This is a genomic window from Paenibacillus sp. yr247 (assembly GCF_900103825.1).
Classification (GTDB): Bacteria; Bacillota; Bacilli; order Paenibacillales; family NBRC-103111; genus Paenibacillus_E.
In genome coordinates, this window is the sequence record NZ_FNIF01000004.1 from 228289 (window position 1) to 248017 (window position 19729).

24 protein-coding genes, 1 pseudogene and 1 riboswitch are annotated in these 19729 nt (G+C 46.5%); of the genes and pseudogenes, 4 read left to right on the top strand and 21 right to left on the bottom strand.

The window, feature by feature from the left end:
- The 10 genes from BLT91_RS31535 to BLT91_RS11925 all read right to left on the bottom strand — a co-directional run bounded on the left by BLT91_RS31535 (position 1) and on the right by BLT91_RS11925 (position 10719).
- Positions 1-174, bottom strand: coding sequence for a hypothetical protein (locus tag BLT91_RS31535; RefSeq protein ID WP_175532257.1), 174 nt, complete (start codon positions 172-174; stop codon positions 1-3).
- Positions 175-271: 97 nt separating this feature from the next.
- A complete protein-coding gene (locus BLT91_RS11885) occupies positions 272-1273 on the bottom strand; it encodes an aldose 1-epimerase (RefSeq protein ID WP_090821011.1) in 1002 nt (333 codons plus the stop codon).
- Positions 1274-1476: 203 nt separating this feature from the next.
- On the bottom strand, positions 1477-2964 hold the full coding sequence (araA, locus tag BLT91_RS11890; protein ID WP_090821013.1) for an L-arabinose isomerase: 1488 nt from the start codon (positions 2962-2964) through the stop codon (positions 1477-1479).
- Positions 2965-3006: 42 nt separating this feature from the next.
- A complete protein-coding gene (locus tag BLT91_RS11895; RefSeq protein WP_090821015.1) occupies positions 3007-4686 on the bottom strand; it encodes a ribulokinase in 1680 nt (559 codons plus the stop codon).
- 86 nt (positions 4687-4772) lie between these two features.
- Entirely contained in the window at positions 4773-5867 is a 1095-nt protein-coding gene (locus tag BLT91_RS11900; RefSeq protein WP_090821018.1) for a GntR family transcriptional regulator, read from the bottom strand.
- A 347-nt stretch (positions 5868-6214) separates the two neighbouring features.
- Positions 6215-6838, bottom strand: coding sequence for a class I SAM-dependent methyltransferase (locus BLT91_RS11905; protein ID WP_175532258.1), 624 nt, complete (start codon positions 6836-6838; stop codon positions 6215-6217).
- Positions 6839-6921: 83 nt separating this feature from the next.
- Entirely contained in the window at positions 6922-7185 is a 264-nt protein-coding gene (locus BLT91_RS11910; protein WP_090821022.1) for a hypothetical protein, read from the bottom strand.
- Positions 7178-7897: a hypothetical protein gene (locus BLT91_RS11915; RefSeq protein WP_090821024.1), complete on the bottom strand. Its 720-nt coding sequence runs from the start codon at positions 7895-7897 to the stop codon at positions 7178-7180. The genes BLT91_RS11910 and BLT91_RS11915 overlap by 8 nt, the downstream gene beginning before the upstream one ends.
- Before the next feature lie 33 nt (positions 7898-7930).
- Complete coding sequence (gene hrpB, locus BLT91_RS11920; RefSeq protein WP_090821026.1) at positions 7931-10414, bottom strand: ATP-dependent helicase HrpB; 2484 nt, start codon at positions 10412-10414, stop codon at positions 7931-7933.
- A gap of 5 nt (positions 10415-10419) precedes the next feature.
- The gene (locus BLT91_RS11925; protein WP_175532260.1) at positions 10420-10719 is read right to left on the bottom strand and encodes a YdeI/OmpD-associated family protein; all 300 of its coding nucleotides are present in this window, start codon (positions 10717-10719) and stop codon (positions 10420-10422) included.
- A gap of 68 nt (positions 10720-10787) precedes the next feature.
- On the opposite strand from BLT91_RS11925, the gene BLT91_RS11930 reads away from it, so the two are divergent.
- Positions 10788-11042 (top strand): YpbS family protein, encoded by a 255-nt coding sequence (locus BLT91_RS11930; protein ID WP_090821029.1) that lies wholly within the window; start codon positions 10788-10790, stop codon positions 11040-11042.
- Between the two features lie 229 nt (positions 11043-11271).
- Here the strand turns inward: BLT91_RS11930 and BLT91_RS11935 are convergent, their stop codons facing one another.
- Genes BLT91_RS11935 through BLT91_RS11945 form a run of 3 tightly spaced genes read right to left on the bottom strand, consistent with a single transcriptional unit; the run spans position 11272 to position 12522 of the window.
- The gene (locus tag BLT91_RS11935) at positions 11272-11910 is read right to left on the bottom strand and encodes an NUDIX hydrolase (RefSeq protein ID WP_090821031.1); all 639 of its coding nucleotides are present in this window, start codon (positions 11908-11910) and stop codon (positions 11272-11274) included.
- Between the two features lie 38 nt (positions 11911-11948).
- The gene (locus tag BLT91_RS11940; protein ID WP_090821033.1) at positions 11949-12203 is read right to left on the bottom strand and encodes a DUF2164 domain-containing protein; all 255 of its coding nucleotides are present in this window, start codon (positions 12201-12203) and stop codon (positions 11949-11951) included.
- A gap of 10 nt (positions 12204-12213) precedes the next feature.
- Entirely contained in the window at positions 12214-12522 is a 309-nt protein-coding gene (locus BLT91_RS11945) for a Dabb family protein (RefSeq protein WP_090821035.1), read from the bottom strand.
- Between the two features lie 401 nt (positions 12523-12923).
- Here BLT91_RS11945 and BLT91_RS31540 point away from each other — a divergent pair, with 401 nt between their 5' ends.
- From BLT91_RS31540 to BLT91_RS11950, 3 genes are all read left to right on the top strand, one after another.
- Positions 12924-13109, top strand: a complete 186-nt coding sequence (locus tag BLT91_RS31540; RefSeq protein ID WP_217635218.1) for a hypothetical protein — start codon at positions 12924-12926, stop codon at positions 13107-13109.
- A 123-nt stretch (positions 13110-13232) separates the two neighbouring features.
- On the top strand, positions 13233-13418 hold the full coding sequence (locus BLT91_RS30675) for a hypothetical protein (protein ID WP_141224975.1): 186 nt from the start codon (positions 13233-13235) through the stop codon (positions 13416-13418).
- A 120-nt stretch (positions 13419-13538) separates the two neighbouring features.
- Positions 13539-13841 (top strand): hypothetical protein, encoded by a 303-nt coding sequence (locus BLT91_RS11950; RefSeq protein WP_254776904.1) that lies wholly within the window; start codon positions 13539-13541, stop codon positions 13839-13841.
- A gap of 61 nt (positions 13842-13902) precedes the next feature.
- Here the strand turns inward: BLT91_RS11950 and BLT91_RS11955 are convergent, their stop codons facing one another.
- From BLT91_RS11955 to BLT91_RS11990, 8 genes and pseudogenes are all read right to left on the bottom strand, one after another.
- The gene (locus BLT91_RS11955) at positions 13903-14466 is read right to left on the bottom strand and encodes a DNA-3-methyladenine glycosylase I (RefSeq protein WP_090821037.1); all 564 of its coding nucleotides are present in this window, start codon (positions 14464-14466) and stop codon (positions 13903-13905) included.
- An 80-nt stretch (positions 14467-14546) separates the two neighbouring features.
- Positions 14547-15347: a TatD family hydrolase gene (locus tag BLT91_RS11960; protein WP_090821039.1), complete on the bottom strand. Its 801-nt coding sequence runs from the start codon at positions 15345-15347 to the stop codon at positions 14547-14549.
- Positions 15331-16074 carry an ABC transporter ATP-binding protein gene (locus BLT91_RS11965; RefSeq protein WP_090821234.1) on the bottom strand — a complete coding sequence of 248 codons (744 nt, stop codon included), beginning with the start codon at positions 16072-16074 and terminating at the stop codon, positions 15331-15333. The genes BLT91_RS11960 and BLT91_RS11965 overlap by 17 nt, the downstream gene beginning before the upstream one ends.
- A 49-nt stretch (positions 16075-16123) precedes the next feature.
- Positions 16124-16891 (bottom strand): ABC transporter permease, encoded by a 768-nt coding sequence (locus BLT91_RS11970; RefSeq protein ID WP_090821041.1) that lies wholly within the window; start codon positions 16889-16891, stop codon positions 16124-16126.
- Positions 16891-17181, bottom strand: a complete 291-nt coding sequence (locus tag BLT91_RS11975; protein ID WP_029194191.1) for a thiamine-binding protein — start codon at positions 17179-17181, stop codon at positions 16891-16893. The genes BLT91_RS11970 and BLT91_RS11975 overlap by 1 nt, the downstream gene beginning before the upstream one ends.
- Positions 17182-17208: 27 nt before the next feature.
- On the bottom strand, positions 17209-18156 hold the full coding sequence (locus BLT91_RS11980) for an ABC transporter substrate-binding protein (RefSeq protein ID WP_254776915.1): 948 nt from the start codon (positions 18154-18156) through the stop codon (positions 17209-17211).
- A 162-nt stretch (positions 18157-18318) separates the two neighbouring features.
- Positions 18319-18426: riboswitch (TPP riboswitch) on the bottom strand.
- Positions 18427-18565: 139 nt separating this feature from the next.
- Positions 18566-18664, bottom strand: a pseudogene (locus BLT91_RS11985) (VOC family protein); the annotation flags it as partial.
- Between the two features lie 20 nt (positions 18665-18684).
- Positions 18685-19536: a patatin-like phospholipase family protein gene (locus BLT91_RS11990; RefSeq protein WP_090821045.1), complete on the bottom strand. Its 852-nt coding sequence runs from the start codon at positions 19534-19536 to the stop codon at positions 18685-18687.
- Positions 19537-19729: the final 193 nt, after the last annotated feature.

Genomic DNA, 19729 nt, shown 5'->3' on the forward strand with positions numbered 1-19729 from the left:
TTATTCTCTCAGCGCTTCTTTCAATTTTGTAGACATACTATCCATTGAGCCAACAGATGGCCGTTTAACTCCACGCAATTTGGCAATTTCTTGTTTTAATCTCTCGTTTTCCAACGTTAATCTTTCGATCTCTGCAACGAATTGTTCCTTTTCCATGACATCTTTATTTTCCATCGGTAACACCTGCCTTCCAGATAAAAATACCCCCTCGCCGCAAGCAGATCATCACGTCGGATTCTCTCCATGCGTCAAAGGGGTGTTTATTTATGTATTATTTTTTAAATTCTATCGTATAGAGTCGTCCTGTTTCTTCCCAAATTTCGCCTGGATCCAAGGAAACCAGACCCATTTGATCCGCTGGAAGATCTACATTTGGTGCATTCACCAGATTCATTTGCGGTTCCGGACAGAAGAAACCTTCCGAAGCGCCATTATTCCAGATCATCCATTGCTTGTAGGAAGTCCCTACATCATAAATCAGTTTGATACCTGCGCGTGAATCTGTCAACTCCATATAATTACGACCATTTTGCGGCAAGGTCGTGTAATGGTTATCCATCGATTCAAAGAAAGGCGACAAACCGCCTACTTTCATCTTCTCTTCATCAGCGGACAAAGGCTGAAACTCACCGGTTGGCAGCATTCTTTCATTCATTTTCCAGCGATTGCCGATCGTCATTTTGAACCCATAATCAGAAGCCTGACTGTTTGGTGCAAAAGGCGCATTGATCGTCGTGTGGTAAGCAAGCAAGCAAGGCATAGCCTCTTTGCCTTCATTATGTACCGATACATGCTGATGTAAACCAAACTCGTTCAATGTGTAAGTCAAGCGTATCGTGAACTCATGCGGTAAATAAGCATAAACCGAATGCCCTTCTCTTACGCGTAAAGCTAGTGATACACGACTTTCGGTTTCATCTGCACCGAATTTCTCAACAGCCCATGGAATATTGTGGACAAACCCGTGCAAATGATTTCCCGTTTTGGGTTCGTTGATTGGAAATTCGTAGACTTTGCCTTTCCAAGGGAACTTTCCATCCTCATACCGATTAGGCGGAAATAAAACAGGTATACCATGGATGACTGGACGTGCTTTAAACGCTTCCATCTCTTCCAGTTGAGGCTCACGTAGAAATCGATATTCCTTTTCTGTATCTCTAAACGCAATCAGATTAGCGCCAATTTCCGGCAAAACGGCTGCTTCGTAACGGCCCGCTTGTAACCAAATGGCCTTCTCCCCATGGAAAGTCCCTTCGTACGCTCGTGTAGTCATTTGCGTTCTCCTCCCACATCGCTGCCCATAAATTGGACAGGCTCATATAAATTACTTTAAAGCAAGTGAATCTAGGAAGTCAATGGATGAAAATAGCTCCAACATTGATAATGTGACTTTTACAACGAACAAGAAAACCGCCACCCTCAAAAGGGTGAACGGTCTTCGGTTTTACAAAAGGAAACCATTTTGTTTCCTCTAAATTAGCTTTTCCACGCTGCTTCGCTCCAGCGAAGTTCATTTCGGAACTGCAGAGGGGAAGTGTTCTTATTAATTATAACAACTTCCACACCTGCTAATTCCGCCCAGTCCACTAATTGCTCTGTACTTACATTATAGGAGAATACCGTGTGATGGGCTCCACCAGCATAGATCCAAGCTTCAGCCGAATCACGCAGCGACGGCTGCGGCTTCCATAGTACGCGTGCTACAGGCAATTTAGGCATGGCTTTAACCGGTTGAACAGCGTCCACTTCGTTAATAAGCAAGCGGAAACGGTTGCCCATATCGATCAGCGATGCATTCAATGCTGCGCCTGAAGAACCGTCAAATACGAGACGAGCAGGGTCAGCTTTACCGCCGATACCGAGCGGATGAACCTCGATTTTGGGACGAGTAGCTGCAATCGTTGGACAAATTTCTAACATATGCGCACCGAGCACGAGCTCTTGACCTGGCTCCATATGATACGTGTAATCCTCCATGAAGGACGTCCCTTTGTTATCAGCGACGATCTTCATGACACGGGTCAACGCTGCTGTTTTCCAATCGCCTTCCCCACCGAAACCATAGCCTTGCCCCATCAAACGCTGAACAGCAAGTCCTGGCAGCTGTTTCAGCCCATGTAAATCCTCGAAAGTCGTCGTGAATGCACTGAAGCCGCCTTCTTGCAAGAATCCTTTCAGCCCAAGCTCAATACGCGCTTGCTCACGAATGGCATCACGGACAGGACCCGCTGAGCGGCACTCTGGCGTAAAATCATAAGCTTCATTGTATTCTTCCATCAATTGATTAACTTCGGCTTCAGAGATGTCTCCTATGCGCTGAACAAGGTCACCAACACCATAGCCATTGATGGACCAACCAAATTTTATTTGAGCTTCCACTTTATCGCCTTCTGTAACCGCCACTTGACGCATGTTATCACCGAAACGAGCCACTTTCAGACTGCGTCCCTCTACGAAAGCAACAGCTGTACGCATCCACCCTGCAACGCGGCTAAGCACAGCTGGATCTTCCCAATAGCCGACGACAACTTTGCGGGAAATCCCCATGCGTGCACCAATGAAGCCATACTCGCGGTCGCCATGCGCCGCTTGATTCAGGTTCATGAAGTCCATATCGATCGTTTCCCAAGGGATATCGCGATTGAATTGTGTATGCAAATGAAGCAGCGGTTTGCGATACTCTGCAAGACCAGCGATCCACATTTTCGCTGGAGAAAAAGTATGCATCCATGTAATAATTCCTGCACAAGTATCATCGGCATTAGCATCCAGACATAGTCTGCGGATGGCATCTGGTGTCGTCAGTACGGGTTTGTAAATAAGTTTACTCGGAATCAACGAATTGCGGCCAATCCCTTCCGTAATTTGCTTGGAATGTTCCTCAACTTGAAGCAATGTTTCAGATCCATAGAGGTGCTGGCTTCCGGTTACGAACCAAAATACTTTCTCTGAAAAAGGGTTCATGGCAAATTGCCTCCTCGGTATTATGGAATGAAAGAGTCCGAATTAATGGCGGGCTTCCTCGCGGATGGAACGAAGACGCTTCATCACATCGTTCTCTCCGCGTCCGAAATAATCATGCAGCTTGTTGTACTCCTGATAAAGCTTCTCATAGACGGCAACATTCTCTGCGATTGGCTTGAAAGTTTCTTCACGTACACGTGCCATTTTTCGTGCAGCGTCAACGATATTGTCATAACCGCCTTTGGCAGCTCCAGCTGCTACAGCCCCGAACATCGCAGCTCCAAGTGCCGGTGTTTGTTTAGAATCGGCAATTTTAATCTCACGATTGGTCACGTCCGCATAGATTTGCATGAGTAGGCGATTTTTTTGCGGCAGCCCGCCGCATGCGAATAATTCTTGTACTTCAACACCATTATTGTGGAAAGCATCGACAATTTTACGGGTACCGAAAGCCGTTGCTTCAAGCAACGTCCGATAAATCTCCTCAGGCTTCGTCAAAAGAGAGTATCCGAGGATGAGACCATTTAGTTCTGTGTCCACGAGCACGGAGCGGTTTCCGTTCCACCAGTCCAAGGCGAGTAAGCCCGTTTCTCCTGGTTTGTAAGCGGATGCAAGTCGTTCCAACCATTCATGTACATTTATACCTTCTTGATCAGCGGCAGCTTGCACATAAGCAGGAACACCCTGTTCTACAAACCAAGCAAAAATATCACCAACCGCCGACTGTCCAGCTTCATAGCCCAAGTACCCCGGAATGATGCCGTCCTCTACAACGCCGCACATCCCTTCAACTTCATGCTCTTCTGTACCCAGAAGCATATGACAAATGGAAGTTCCCATCGCCATCATCAGCTTACCTGGAGTAACAACACCGACACCCGGTACTGCAGCGTGAGCATCAACGTTACCAACCGCAATAGCTGTACCTGCTTGTAGTCCCATTAATTTTGCCATGGATTCAGTTAGCTCACCAGCTTTGGTGCCGAGTGCCACTACATCACCGCGAAGCTTGGTTTCCGTTAAATCCTTTAGCCTAGGATCAAGGGCTTTAAAGAAATCTTTACTCGGATAGCCATCTTTCTTATGCCAAATTGATTTATAACCCGTCGTGCAGCTGTTACGTACAATTTCAGCTTGACCTGTCATTTGAGAAACAACCCAGTCTGTCGCTTCTAAAAAACGATCCGTTTGCTCGTAGATGTCAGGAGCTTCATTCAAGATTTGCCAAATCTTCGCAATCATCCACTCCGAAGATATCTTACCGCCATAACGAGGGAGGAAGGACTCTCCTCTGCTTTCCGCGATTTCGTTAATAAGGTTCGCCTCATCTTGAGCCGCATGATGCTTCCAAAGCTTCACCCAGCTATGAGGGTTATTCATCAGTGCTGGATTGAAACAAAGCGGCTGGCCCTGCTTATCAATCGGAAGCATTGTACACGCGGTGAAATCAATACCAAGGCCGATAATATCGGCCGGATTCACTCCGGATGCTTGCACGACTGCGGGAACAGACCGGGTCAACACATCCAAATAATCTTGTGGATGCTGTAAAGCCCAATCATACTCAAGTTTAATCCCAGATACGGGCAGCTTCTCATCAATAACGTTGTGCGGGTAAGAGGTTACATGATCCGCTACCTCTGTACCGTCGTTCAAGTCGACCAATACAGCACGGCCAGATTCCGTTCCATAGTCAACACCAATCGCATATTTCTTAGACATGGGGAGCCTCCTTCAATTTTTAATGTCTCTACGATCCAGTATATCACTTGTACGTACAAGTTGAATAGATGAAATTTTAAAGACATTTAGATGTTGATCGTTGACTCCCTGATGATTAATTCAGGCTTGTAGATTTTCCCTGTTTCACTTCCACTTGCTCGCTTATTCTCTATTATATCTATTAAAAGTTCTGCCGCCTCAGAGCCCAATTCTGTTTTAGGATGCGAAAGTGTCGTCAGCTTTATTTCTGTTGCCGTCGCTAAAGATGAGTCATCAAAACCAACCAATGAGATATCCTGTGGTACTTGAAGACCTAATGTACGTACAGCTTCGAGTAAATGAACAGCTAGCTCATCGTTATAGCACACAAAAGCCGTTGGCCGTTCATCAACCTGCGCCAACAGTTCAAGTGCGCTCTGGTAGGGCTTCTGCCTTTTCTCTTCCGTCGTATAATGAACGACCATTTCCGGCAACAACGGAACTTGGTAGCGGTGATGAGCACGAATAAACCCTTTCAGCCGGTTCACACCTTGCAAATCATCCGTTTTGAAAAACCCGGCAATGCGTCGATGCCCAAGCTCAATCAAATGCTCCGCACCCTTGAATCCACCCTCTTCATCATCCACGACCAAGGAGGGACAATTCATCTCGGGATACCGTTCATTGATCATTAAATAAGGAATTTGTTGATAGTCTAAGGAAAGGTAATAGCTTAAATTTGGATTGCCCTCCGCACTTTTCGTCGGTTCAATAATAAGGCCGCTCAGAGGCTGACTCATCATCATGTTGAGGCTCTCCTTCTCCTTTTCCTTATCATTATCCGTGGAAGACAAGAGCAGTCTGTATCCTCTCGCGCGAACGGCAGACTCCGCACCTCTCACGATATGCGGAAAAATATAATCGGAAATATATGTCGTCAGGATGCCGATTGTTTGCACATCACGGCTTTTTTGCGTTTGGGGTGTGGAAACGAATGTACCTTTTCCTTGCATTCGATACAACCAACCCTCTTGTTCTAGCTCGCCGAACGTCTGACGAACCGTTTGACGGCTCATTTGAAATTGCTCAGCAATTTCATTTTCCGACGGCATCTGATCATTCGGTTTCAGCTTCCCAGTATGAAGCCACGTTAAGATTTCCTGTTTCAGCTGCAAGTATTTCGGCAATTGCTTTTCTTTCATGTTTCACCTCAGGTGTTCGTTTCTGAACGTATTATAACATTCAGTTAACTTGTATGTACATATTCCAGGAAGATGGTTGATTGATAATTAAAGTGAATTTCTAAAAGGCGGGAGACTTTTGAAGGAATGTGAATCCGCTATTTGGGCGAAAACACTCGAATTCAAGATTAACAGGAACGTTGATCCACTATTTCGTAGTCACTTTCTCCTGATAGCCTTATTTCCTCCTTTAACTTACTCATGTTCCGCTAATTTAATTTCTAGCGCATATTTCACCTATTAGCGGATTGTTGTTCCTTTAATGCAGAAAGCCTCGAACAAATGAAGAAAAACCCGTGAGATCACGATCACGGGTTTAGTTGTTTTTTCTTAGCTATGATCGATTGGTAATTGAGCTGCATGTCTTCCATCTGGAGTACAGAAAAGTGTTCGATATCGAATACTTCCCTCACTTTATTCTGAATGTGCTCATCTTCGTAGAAAGAGAAAAACCGTTGTGGTCTATACGAGTCATTCTCCCATATCCCTTCGCTCTCGTACCCGCCATAAAGGCCCATATACAAGAAGCCGTCTGGCTTAAGCACACGTTCTATGTTCTTTAGCACTTGCAGGAGGCTGCTTTTGGGCACATGAAGTAAAGCATTCATCGTCCATACGGCGTCATACGACTCCGGCTCTAAGTCCAACGTGTAGAAATCCATGGCTAAGGCATCGAGTCCTTTTTCCCGACAAATGTTCACCATCTCTTCGGACAGATCGACACAAGACACTTGGCAGCCGTTTTTTTGCAAATAACTCGCTTGATGGCCAGGGCCGCTTCCAAGGTCTAAAATTCGCTTACCACCTCTATGATCAGCTGCGTGCAGCCTAGCAAGAAAGCGATCCATTTCTGTTACTTTCCAGGACTGAACGGCAATCCCATCCCGCAACCGGGCTTGTTGGTCATAGCTCATCTTGATTGTTTGTTTCATTTGAGAATCCATTTGAGAACACATCAGAGCTTTCTCCTCTCGGATCGCTTGGGATGGAAGCTTGAACTATACGTTTAAACGTCTTACTTCACCAAGGTCTTCTGTGCAGCATCCACGAGCTTATCGAACCATTCATCATCTTCCAGCAGCTCTTCAACCGCTTCGATATCCTCTTCTTTACCAGATTCCTGCAAAAAGTGCAGCGCATAGCTCCAGTCGTCTTTACCACGCTTGCTTTGAAGGGTAATTTCGTACGGATGCTCGTGACCTTCTACTCTGAACTCAACATGCCCGATATAGCCTTCTTCTTTACTGTGTTCCATGCTGGCTTTCAAAATTTCAATCATGTTCATCATCCTTTTCTATTAATTGTAGCCATGTCCAAATCGTGTTTATCGTGGTTTCCAGGTTCGTTGCTTCCTGCCATATATAGGGATTGTGATCTCTAAAATAATCGGCATGTCCACCTATTAAGGGCAACGTTCGTCGATGAATAGGTGCATGCTTCATACTATTCCAGCGGTGTACACCCAAGCGGGTCTTCGTCCAGCCCCCCCAGGTACCGAGTCGCGGTATAGGATCAATGGATTGATCCAACTGATTAGCTGCATTCAGATAAAGAACACAATGCTTCAGCGATGGGGGTATGGCGCATTTGGGCGATCCGATTTGGATCACACCAAGGATGGATATACCTTCCTTTACAAGCAAATCAGCCGCCTGGACAGACGCCACGGCGCCTGCGCTGTGGCCGATTAGGAGCAGCTGCTGTTCTGGTGTGTGGTTCTCGGTGATCAGCTTGATCAAGCTTTTGCCACCGTAAAGGGACGGCTTTTGATGGGCGTTGTTCCAAAGATCACTGGTAATTTCACGCAGCTGCCTTTGGCGTTGTCTGGTCCAATCCCCGTAGGGATAATGGACGATAGTACGGACACGTGAACCTGCTTGTTCATAACGAGCCGACAGGGCCGCGGCGAAAGCATCCAGAAAATGGGGTGCCGTAGCAAAACCAGCTGATACATAAATGACAATTTCCTCCGGTTCGGAGTGGATGGTCATGGATTGCTCAGTTCCCTTCTCGTGCAAATTAGGCTAGGAGCGCGGTTTGGCTCGATTTGTCGGTATCGCAGCCATCGGATCGTCAGGCCAGTAATGCTTGGGGTATCTGCCTTTGAGATCTTTTTTGACTTCGAAGTAAGCATCCCGCCAAAAGCTTGACAAATCCTTCGTCACCTGAACCGGTCGCTGTGCAGGCGATAATAAATGTAAGGTCACGGGAACTCTTCCCTTGGCGATTCGAGGGGTATCGGCAAGACCGAACATTTCTTGTAAACGAACAGACAAAGTTGGTGATTCGCTGACGCTATAATCAACGGGAATACGTGACCCGCTGGGCACCTGAATGTGCGTAGGGGCCCATTCTTCTAACCATCGGCGCTGCTCCCATGTTAGCATTTCTTCTAATATGCTTGTCAAGTTGAGACGCTCAAGAGCTCCCTTGCTCTTCAAGCCGTACAGATAAGGCCCTAACCAATCTTCTAATGTAGCAAGTAAAGTCGAATCACGCATATCGGGCCATTCGCCTTCAAGTCGATGTAAAAATGTAACACGCTGTTGAAGCTGCCGCGCACTGCGGGTCCAAGGCAGCAGTTCCAGAGATTCCGCTTGGATTCCGAAGATCAAAGCTTGTAAGAGAAGGTCCGGGTTCGGATCCTGCAAAGGGTTATCTTTGAGTATGATAGCACCTAGTCGTAGGCGCTGTCTCGCTTTGACAGAGCCAGTCGCCTGATCCCAAAGCACTTCTTGCTCCTTCAGTAAACGGTCCGCAAAGAGTTCAAGCAGCTCTTCTTCCTGAACTGGAGCTGCCACGTAAATGCGGCTTTCCGCTCCAGTGTCGTCCAACTCGGCGGCAACGAGATAACGCTCGCCAGATAACGTCTGCAGCTCAGGCAGCACCGCGCCGCGTCCGCTGCTGAGCAGGAACCTCCCCGTCGATCGCCGCTGTGCGACGCGATCGGGATAGGCAAAGGCGAGCAGCAGTCCGCTCGCCGAAGCCCTTTGAGCGCTCGGACGGATGCCGAGCGACTGCATGAGCGCTTTGGCTTCCGCCGCGATGCGGCGGCATAAGCCAAAGTCAACGTCTGCGCGCTGCTCGCCCTGCGCAGCGCGCCAGAGCACTTCGATGCGGGTGCGCACATCCGCATCTCTTCCTTCAGCGGCGCGCATGAAATCGCGCTCGCTCAGCATCACCGCGAGCTCGCACGCCAGGGCGCCGAGCTCAAGCGGGATGGCTTGCAGCACCATGTGCGCAAGCCGGGGGTGCAGGGGGAGCGGCGCGAGGCGCTTGCCATGCGCCGTTAGGCCCCCGCTCTCGTGCAGCGCACCCAGCTGCACGAGCAGTTCCTGCGCCTGCTGATACGCAGCAGCAGGCGGTGGGTCTAGCCAGACCAGCGCAGCAGGGTCTGGCACGCCCCAGGCGGCCAGCTCCAACGCGAGCGGCGCCAGATCCGCTTCGCGGATCTCCGGCGTGCTGCTCGGCGGGAGCTGCCGCTGCTCGGTCTCGGTCCACAGGCGGTAACACACGCCTGGACCGAGACGGCCGGCACGGCCTCTGCGCTGATTCGCAGAGGCTGCAGACACTGGAACCGTCGTGAGACGGGTCATGCCGGTGCGTGGTGAGAAGCGCGGGACTCGCATGAGCCCGCTGTCAATAACAACCGTAACGCCTTCGACGGTCAAGCTTGTCTCGGCAATCGAAGTCGCGAGCACGACCTTCCGGTGCCCGGGTGAACTTGCCGCCAGAGCTTGATCCTGCGCTTCTTGCGAGAGATTGCCATACAAAGGTGCGATTTCTACCTCTTTCCCTAATTTAAGGGCAGCAAGGCTGGCAGCGACACGATGAATTTCAGCTGCACCCGGAAGAAAGACAAGTAAGCTGCCTTCATCCACTTGTAAGGCGTGCTGAATACTTTTTACAACTGTTGCTTCTATTCCCGTTATTTTTTTGTTCAGATAATGAGTCTCAACGGGATAAGCACGCCCTTCACTTTGAATAATCGGAGCATCATCCAGCATAGCCGATACAGGTTTGGCCTCCATTGTCGCCGACATAATGAGAATACGCAGATCCTCACGCAGCAGGGTTTGTGTTTGTCGGCTAAACGCCAACCCAATATCAGCATGTAAGCTGCGTTCATGGAACTCATCAAAAATAACAGCCCCCACCCCGTCTAGGCCAGGATCTGCTTGGAGCATCCGCGTAAGAACACCTTCCGTTATGACTTCGATACGTGTGTTTGGTCCAACGCGCGTGTCATTTTTCACCCGATAACCAATCGTCTGCCCGACTTCTTCGCCGCGAAGCTTCGACATGTAGCGTGCAGCAGCGCGAGCCGCCAGTCTTCTTGGCTCTAGCATGAGGATCTTTTGGTCTTGAAGCCAAGGTTCTTGCAGGATAGCAAGTGGAACTTGCGTCGTTTTACCTGCACCGGGCTGAGCGACCAATACCGCGCATGAATGTGTTTGCAGCGCTTCTTTCAATTGAGGAAGTACGGATTCAATCGGTAACAAATTCATTAATTTCACTCCGAGCTGTCTGTAAGTCTTGATATCGTTTGCTCCATGCGTTTCGTACGGGTTTCCGCCAGCTTCGCACTTTGAATCCATGTGATATATTCTTTTTTATGGGAATAGGAGAGTTTATTGTAAACTAGATTAGCTTGTCCGTTTGCTTCCAGTAACACTTTGAAATCCTCCGGCAAATCCACGACGCGCGGCTCTACATCCTGATGAAGAGTAACCTGTACCCAGTCTCCGGGTACTTTACCAATCGCCGTACGAATCTGCTTGGTGTCGATTATTGTTCTGATTTCCTCCTGCAAAAACTGTTCCTCACCCATTCAATCGTGTATACTAGATTAGAATCTGGTCACTAAAGGAGAACTAAAAGATGAATGTACATGAAGCGATAACCAAACATTCGAATGCGCAGCATTTGCATCTCGTAAGATTTGCAGAGCTGGATGCACAGCGCGAGCAAGCAATTGACGCTGCTGTCGATCTGTGCAGACGCGGGCTCCCTTTTACCGTTGATGCGATCAACGCGATTACAGCCCAAATCATCGCCCATGCTAAAGAAGGTATTTCTCCGCTCCGTTCTTATGTATCAAAGGACATGGTGATTGATTACGTATACAAGGGGTAAGGAGATAAGTATCCATGGGTATTCTAACTTTTATTTCACTGTTAATTATAGGTTCGGCATTCAGTGCCGGAATCTTGCTCCTGTTTAAGCGTAGAACTGCTCTAGGGATTATTTGTATCGGACTCTCTATTGTATGTTATATCGCTTATGCCTACATAGCAAACAAGTACTTCGTTTAACGAATTCATTGGTGTTCAGAACCGATCGGGTCACCCGATTCGGTTCTTTTTCATTTAAACAATCCATTTTCTTTTAATGTACCAAATACAAGGTCAAAATAAGCGACAGGGTGCGGGACCAAATCATCGATAGTTAGGAACATACTGGTCTCAGCTAACCGGCCGTTTAAACTCATTTTATAGCCACTTGCCGCTAGTTGATTTGTTTCTTGATGAACTAAACGCTCTAGGCCCTCCGCACTTACGGCGAATAAACCGCAAACCTCATCTGCCTGCAAAGTATAATGATGAAGCGATTGATCGCAGCGATATATAAACACATGACAAAACTCACGATCAATGAGATCCTCCGAAATGATATCTTCTTCAGCAAACATTCCGCAAGAAATGAACTCGCTGAAATCAACCGTCAGCCCAAGCTCTTCCTCTAGTTCCCTCACACCCTCTTCCGTGGTTTCACCAGCCCCGAGATGCCCAGCACAAGATATGTCTAGCAAATTCGGGAACAGATCCTTCCCTGGGTGTCTTAACTGAAGTAATAGTTCAGGCTTTTGGCCCCCAAGGCTTACAATCCAACATTGAAATGTACGATGCCACAGCCCTTTAGCATGTACTTCTGAGCGCGGAGCCGTCCCAAGCCATTTCATCTTTTCATCATAAATGTCGAACATCTCTTCTGACTTGTTCAAATTGCTCGCATTCTCCCCTCAATCCTTCAACATACGTGCTATCTGCGTGTTATTTTCGTTATTTTCATAGCATAAAGATCATCTTCCAGCGAACCCATTCTCTCCATCATTGTCCTGCTTGCATCTTCTATGGCCTGATTATAAATAGGTGCAGTCAATTGTTGGAACATGTAATCGATTAATTGCTCCGTTGCCAAGCGTCCTAATGTAATACCGTGATCCATATCCAAATGGCCTTGCAAATCATCAATCAGCAATTCCTTCTCTTCTCTTGGCAATTTCAACGGTTTCATAAGGAGCGCCTCACTCAAAAACAGTCAAATCTATTTCTTGAAACCGGCTCACTTCTTTCATCCAACGCTCTGCGACATAATGGGTATGTACAGGATGGACATTGTAAGCCTCGTAAGCCGCTTGATCGGCAAATTCCATGGAGAATCCGTAGTCGTAATCGTTCTTCGCACTCACTTGACGAAATACTTCAAATTGCTCAACACCGGGGATTGCTGCCAGCTCTTGCGCGCTCCCTCTCAGAAATTGTTCCGCTTCCGGCGTATCTTTACCTGCGTGCAAATTAAAAACAACCATATGTTTTATATGTTTTGAAGTCATCGTCTCTCTTCTCCTTTATTATCCATTTACACCTATTATAGCGGATTTTGTATCAACGAACTATACAACCTGTTTGCTTCTTCCCTGCCCGATTCCGCCCTGCTTAGAGCTCGCTCGAGCTCCCACAGGCGATTCACTTCACTTGATTTATTTTCAACTTCTTCCCACATGACAATATGAGCTTTTTACGACTAAATTTCCTGCATGCAACCATTTTCTTTGGCTGCTGCTAACTTCTGTACAAGCTCCTCAATCATGTTCACATCATCCCTTTCAAAATTCATTTACCCTACTAGACGCTACCCAGCTTCCATTGATTTCAACATATTTCCTAATTATGGAGAATAAAATCAACCGCAAGTGTACACGTTAAGGCTGAACGTTAAACTGCCTGAGAAAGGATGAACAACATGGAAAACAAGAAACATGCCGGCAATTACACAGGGACAAAGAATATGAACGCCAAAAATCAAGACTTAGAGTTCGTGAATGACACATTAGAAAACGCGCCTAGCGTAACACCCGTCAACATAGCAAAAGACGATATCAGCGAAGATAATGAAGGACGGCAATTGAACCAAAAGTAAAAGGGTTATCCTCCAATAGAGCAGTCTGCTATCTCAGAAATTTTTTGGAATAGCGGATTGCTCTATTTGGCTTAGCTAAACTTGGCATCCCCCTCAACTTGCGATACTAGGAAATGAGAAATTATGGATTTATCTAGTCTTGGGGGAGGTTGTCTCATTGGAACAAGTCATCGTCATTGGAACAGGACCTTGCGGGTTGTCGGCAGCTATTGCCTTACAGCGCACGAGATTTTCATCGAAACGGGACGCATGCATGGTCTTGCTATCACCAAACATATCGTTTCAGAAATGAACCTCCAATCGAACTGATTGGAGGTTTTTATATGAAAATATTTCCCATTTTTCATAGATTACTCTTCCATTGCGAACATTTGTTTGGTATAATTAAAACAAGAACAAATGTTCCAATTAGATGAGGAGGTTGTTAACATGATGAACACCAGTCACAATTTCCGTTTTATAGAGAGAGATTATTGGTATCACAAGGCATTGTGTGACACTGACCATCTTCTTCCCGGACAGATTGACGCCATGTTGGACGAAGCACACAGCCATTACGCCGATTATACGTTCAAGTTTTATGACGACGGTTCGGTGATTATCATAGACAACGACACGAACAACCGCATTAAGCCACGAGAGCTAACTGGGGCTGTATATGACTTTTACATTCGCAAGCGAATTTATTTAATTAAATCAAACTTGATGGAGAAACAACTCCAATATGCCTAACAGAAGCTAAAAAAGGCCATCTGATATCGACAATTGTCCTTATCAGATGGCCTTTACTCTTTTATTTAACGCTATGATATCGAAAGCATGTTGGGATGTGATCGTTCACCATGCCAACCGCTTGCATATAGGCATAACAAATCGTCGAACCTACGAACTTGAAACCGCGTTTCTTTAAGTCTTTGCTCATAGCATCTGATATATCCGATGTGGCCGGCAATTGACTCATATCTTCCCATTGATTCTGGATTGGCTTCCCACCAACGAATCCCCAGATATATTGATCAAACGTGCCGAATTCTTGCTTCACCTTCAGAAAAGCTTTTGCATTCTGAACAACAGCTGCGATTTTCAATCGATTACGTACGATCCCTGTATTCTGCAGAAGCTCATTTAGCTTCTTATCCTCATAGTTAACAATGATCTGCGGATCAAATCCATCGAACGCTTCGCGATAGCTCTCTCGCTTCTTAAGAATCGTATACCAGCTTAGTCCCGCTTGTGCGCCTTCCAGAATAAGCATCTCGAACAAAAGGCGATCATCATGGACAGGAACACCCCATTCATGATCATGGTAATCGAGATATAATGGATCCTCATTGACCCAACCGCATCTGACAGTCATTTATACACTCACCTCATCCAGAAATAGAACGCATGTTCTATTTCATTATAAAACCTATACGAATAGATGTCCAGTTCGAATTAGCAAGGGGTAGGAATACCATAGAATTGTTTGGTATTATTCAGTATCGTCAGCGCTGCCTCTTCTACTGAAAGCTCGTGCAAAAGCGCAATCTGTTGAATTATGGCATGGATCATTCGTGGATGCGTCTCTTGTCCCTCAAAAGGGCCAACGAACGGCCATGGACCATCGGTTTCGACCATTAGCAACCTAATCGGATAACTGCGAACAAGTGTGCGAATTTCTTCTTCATAAAGAACATCCGGTGTTATGGAAATGAAGTAGCCGGCTTGAACCATACGCTTCACCGTCGAAGGAGAACCTTTAAACCAATGGAAATGCGCCTTTTTAATGCCATGCTTCTGGAGCAGGTCGCACACGATGTCCGCATCTTCATACACAGCATGCAAGACAACAGGCTTAGCGGTATCAGCCGCCAGCTTTAAGAAGCTCTCAAGCAGCGCAACATAAGGAGCTAATTCAAAAACATGCCCCTCAGCTTGAGCCTCTAGCCTCATATAGTAAGGCAAACCAATTTCACCAACAGCAATCATCGTTGAAACATGCTCACGGATCCAGGACATCAAATCATTCAGCTGATCTTCACTTGGCAGCTCTTGCTCAGGGTGAAAACCATAAGCTGCAAACACACGCTGTGGCGCAAGCTCGCGAAATCGATCCGTTGTCTTACAGGATGCCAGGTGTCTCGACACCGCTATTAACGCCTCGATTTGGCATTCAGATAATTCTGCCAACATTGTCTGCGCGGCAGATTCCGTATACATATCTAGATGAACATGAGCATCAATAGCTTTTATCATACGTAATCTCCTGACGCAATAACCCTTGAATATGCTGCCGAAGCTCGTGAAATTTCGATTCCAGCATGACAGCTTCCAGACGCGGCCTTACAAATGGGACGACCAACTCTTCTATAATTTTGGCCGGTTTGTTGGAGAGAACATAGATACGATCAGATAGGAACAGCGCCTCTTCAATACTATGTGTCACAAATAAAATGGAACGTTTGTTCTGTTCCCATATATTCAGCAGCCAGGCCTGCATGTCTTGGCGGGTTAACGCATCCAAGGATCCGAAGGGCTCATCTAAACACATGAGCTCTTGTGGACTAAGCAAAGCTCTCAGAAAGGAAACACGCTGCTGCATCCCTCCTGACAGAACATGCGGAAGCTCCTGCTCATAGCCGCCTAGCCCTACTTTCTGCAACCATTCTCTTGCTTTACTAAGCGCAGCGGTACGGGTTTCTCCAGCTACTTCCTGAGCAAGCGCGACATTCGACTCAATGGAGCGCCAAGGAAACAAAGCAGGCTGCTGCGGCATGTAACTAATCAAACCTTTGGTTCCGGTCACGTTTGCGCCATCCAGCCAAACTTCACCAGATGAAGGAGCTATGAGACCGCCAATAATGTGAAACAGGGTGCTCTTTCCGCTGCCGGATGGACCGATGATCGAAACGAACTCTCCCTCTTTGACGTGTAAAGAGATATCGCTCAGGACGGATACACGCTGTTTTTTGCCTGAGAACATATGATGAATGCCTCTAAGCTCTAATTTGCTCAAGTACTCAACCCCTTCCCTAAGATGACCGTTTCACGTTCCATCGAATGACGAGCTTCTCAAGCGCTGCAATGAGCCAGAAGAATAGCAAGCTGAGCACGACAATCATAAGAATAGCCACAAATTCGCGGTCTGCTCGAAACGCAGATTTCTGCAAAATCATATAGTAACCAAGTCCAACGCCTCCACCTAGCCATTCCGCAATAACGGCACCCATCACACTGTATGTCGCGGATATTTTGAGTCCGGTGAAGAGAAAGGGCAATGCGTGAGGCAGCTCTAATTTATAAAAGATTTGCCGTTTACTGGCACCAATCATCTGCATGTAGTTATACATATTGCGGTCCGTTTGCATAAAGCCGTCTAACGTGGACATCGTCACGGGAAAGAAACAAACAAGAGAAATTAATAGTATTTTAGGTAAAATGCCAAAACCAAATAAAATGATTAGCAGCGGCCCCAGGGCAATCGTCGGAACATTTTGCGAGAGGATGAGGAGTGGATAAAACCCAGCCTTTAGAGCAGGTACCCGATGTAGACAGCTAGCGACAATAACGCCACCCGTTACACCAACAATGAATCCAATCAACATCAAACGCAGCGTCGCGAACGTGTGCAGCCAAACCCGCGGCATATCCGTTGTACCGTCTTTCCAAATCTTGAGCGGACTCGGTAACAGCCAGCTCGCTGTCCCTCCCCAAGTCACCGCAAGCTGCCATATAAGCAGCAGAAGGATGACCACAACGATCGGTGGCCACCCCGCTTTGAACCAAATCTGCTGTTTCATTATCTGTATTTCTCCGTCAATTTGTCCATGGAGGCTCCGGACGGATTGAAGTATATTTTCACTTGAGAAATGACGTTAGGGCTGCCCATCTCAATCATCGCTGCATTCATATCTTGAATGATAGCTAGAAGCTGGTCGAGTTCCCCTTCCATCGTCGTCTCCAGCGGGGACACGAAATATTTCACGCCGGATTTGGCGATAACTTCGATAGCACGATCTACATAAGGAATGACATCTTCATTATTTTTCGTTTTTGGAATGATTTGAATACTGACAAGTGCGTTAGCCACTATAAATGCCCCTTCCAACAAATCGTGTTATTTCGAGTTTACTGGCAAGAAATTGTTCGTAAATGCCGCGTCTACATCGATATTTTTTTCCAAAAGCTTATGGTCAAGCATCCAATTCGCATAATTTTCCCATACCACGCGTTTTTGTTCGCCCCAACGAGGTGCGTCATCTTGATAGCGTGGGCTTAGCCACTTTTGACTTGCTACAACAAGCTTTTTATCCAGGTCAGGAACCGCTTTGATTAATATATTAGCTGCATCCTCCGGCTTGTTAATAGCGAATTGATATCCTTTCGCTGCTGCGGCCATGAACGCTTTAACGAGCTCCGGCTTCTCTTTGATCATTTTCTCATTCGTTGCAAGAACAGGTGTATAGTAATCTAGTTTATCCGAATATTTGTTCAAATAAATCATGTTCAGCGGCTCGCCGCGCAGCTCGGCATCCACACCCGTCCAAGCGTAGTAAATCCAGGCGAAATCAATATCCCGCTTCACCGCAGTGAAATAATCGGCATCCCCGATATTCACGATCTTCACTTTACTTGGATCCGCTTTCTCAGATTGCATGAGAGAGTCAATCATCGCACTTTCGGAAGGTGCCCCCCAACCCCCATACGTTTTCCCTTGGAAATCTTTGGGCGACTTAATGTTCTTCGCTACCGGCGATGCAAAACCGGATGTATTATGCTGAATGACAGCGGCAATGGAAACCAACGGAACACCTTGTATCCGTCCTTGTGTAATGCTTTCTTGGTAACTGACGCCGAACTCGGCTGCCCCCGAAGCAATCATCGCATCGGCTCCACCTTCACCAGGCCCAATAATTTGGACATTTAGTCCCTCTTTTTCAAAATAACCTTGGTCTTTTGCGACGTACAACCCCGTGTGATTTGTATTCGGTGTCCAGTCCAGAACGACCTTCACGTCCGTTAGCTGCTTGGCCGGTTTGGCAGCCTGATTACCGCAGCCAGACATGGCAACAGTTAAGCTAACCAGCATAAGTGGTGCAATTTTCTTCCATTTCATTCTTTGTTTCCCCTCTCAGTACCTCTATTTAACCACAAGAAAAAGCCCCCGTTATCCGGGAGCGCCATTAGTAGAAAATGATAAACCCATCCGAAACAGACCGAATGGACGTGCATTTGTATGAATTCTCTACGCTGGCATTACCCAGATCAGATTAACGGTTAGTGACATCGCGGTCACAATCTCAGCCTGACTTCTCAAGCTCCCGTGGGTTCTTATTGGTTTGACTATACCATACCTCATGTTCGCTATGAATGCAAACAAAACAGACAACTGTTCGATTTTGAACAAAGGATGTCAGGAGTTTTAGTTCATTGAGTATGACAGACCGCATAACAGTGGTTTTCGCTTATATTTTCTATCTTTTTGCAAGGTTTAATTGCCACGAAACCCCAAAACGATCTCCAACCCATCCAAACTTTTCACTAAATGGGTACGCCCCAAGCGGCATATTTACAATTTTATTACTCCTTCTAATTAAGCAAGTAACCACTGTTTCAACTGTGATCCCAGCCGTTTCGCATCCTCGTATCCAAGCTTGTGCAAGGCTTCTAGCTTCTTAGGATCCTTCTCCATACGACTAACTACCACTTTGGATGAAGGTCGAATTACGATCGCACTTCCCTCAGCTTCCATTTGTTCAACGGTCTCGAGGGTACGATTATATATTTCACTCCGATTTACAAGCACATTCACAAGGCCGTTATACTGAGGGTAAAAGCTCTTGGCTAACCAACGCTGCTTAAATGGGCTCTTGCGATACCCCTGTTCTTTGGTCAGGACAATGATATGCTTTCTATTTCCGTCAGCGAGCGACTTCTGCACAGGAATCGGATCTACCAAGCCGCCGTCAAACAAAGTTCGACCTTCATAAAGAATCGGCTTGGCCACAAATGGCAGTGAACTAGAAGCCTGAATAATCGGCATCGTTTGCTGCATAAGCTGATGCTTCGTGTAATAAACAGGTTCGCCCGTATGCGCATCGGTTGTTCCAATGGCGAACTGCTGTGGCGAGTTATAGAATGCATCGTAATCAAACGGTACCAGCTTATTTGGTAATTCATTGAAAATGAAATCCATCCCAAATATGCTTTTATGACGAACCAAATTACGATAGCTTAAATATCGATGATCCCCAATGTAATCAATCGTTACTTTCTTATTACGTCCGGGCTGTTTTGAAATATACGAAGCGGCGTTGCATGCCCCAGCAGATACACCAACAACATAAGGAAAATACAAATCCTGTTCCATAAAGTATTCCAAGACTCCTGCGGTGTATACCCCTCGCATACCTCCGCCTTCCAGTACGAGTCCAATTCCTTCCATGGCGACACCTTCTTTCTTTCTGTCTGTCTCTAGCCCCTTACTAGCATACAGGAAATGTAAATTAAAATAAATGCTTCTCCATCTCCGTAAAAGAGATAAAGAAGCAGTATTCAACCCATTTTATTAGACGGATTCGGGGAAAATCCCAGATAATCTACGTTTTTGCTGAATTTTACGGATGATTAAACCATAT